The sequence below is a fragment of the Desulfallas sp. Bu1-1 genome, from assembly GCF_015594625.1.
Classification (GTDB): Bacteria; Bacillota; Desulfotomaculia; order Desulfotomaculales; family Desulfallaceae; genus JADNRQ01.
The window spans coordinates 1-801 of sequence record NZ_JADNRQ010000065.1; the positions used below are offsets into that span (position 1 = coordinate 1).

Here is an 801-nt window from a genome sequence, read left to right on the forward strand (position 1 = left end):
TGCCCCATTCGGAAATCTACGGGTCTATGCCTGCTTGCGGCTCACCGTAGCTTTTCGCAGCTTGCCACGTCCTTCTTCGGCCTCCTGGCGCCCAGGCATCCACCGTACGCCCTTTCTAGCTTGACCTTTTCTCGGCGTCTTGTGTGCTACCTGTGCTTTTTTCGCTGTGCAGTTTTCAAGGAACAGAGTTTGGTTTGAGTAGTGGGTGGTTGGTCGTTAGTCGTTGGTTCCTTGGTATTACTTTTGGGTCATTTTTGACCCGCTAGCTTTGACCCTGGAACTAACCACTAACCACCAACCACCAACCACTAATCTGGTGGAGATAAGGGGAGTCGAACCCCTGACCTCTTGAATGCCATTCAAGCGCTCTCCCAGCTGAGCTATATCCCCACAATTTGGACCGTTAGTCGTTGGTGGTTGGTCATTGGTTTATCGGGTATTTTTTTGGGTCTCTTTAAATGACCCGTAAGCTTTGGCCAGATATACCAATTACTAACCACTAATCACCAACCACTAACTTGATCCCTCAAAACCAAACAGTGTGTCGAGATGGTTCGACCTGGAGTTTTCGAGGTTCGATGTTCGTCGTTCGAGGTTCGATGTTTGCTGGAATTCGCCAGGGGCGAATTCCTTCTTAATCGAACTTCGAATCCCGAATTTCGAACTTCGAATATGCTCCTTAGAAAGGAGGTGATCCAGCCGCACCTTCCGATACGGCTACCTTGTTACGACTTCACCCCAATTACCGACCCCACCTTCGACGGCTGCCTCCCTTCTCGAAGTTCGAAGTTCGTTGGTCGA

Annotated in this window: 1 tRNA gene and 2 rRNA genes; all 3 read right to left on the reverse strand. The window is 49.9% G+C overall.

What is annotated here, in order from left to right:
• Window positions 1-126: ribosomal RNA gene (locus IT084_RS17625) — 23S ribosomal RNA — on the reverse strand; the annotation flags it as partial.
• 188 nt (window positions 127-314) lie between these two features.
• A tRNA-Ala gene (locus IT084_RS17630) sits at window positions 315-390 on the reverse strand.
• A gap of 293 nt (window positions 391-683) precedes the next feature.
• A 16S ribosomal RNA gene (locus tag IT084_RS17635) occupies window positions 684-801 on the reverse strand; the annotation flags it as partial.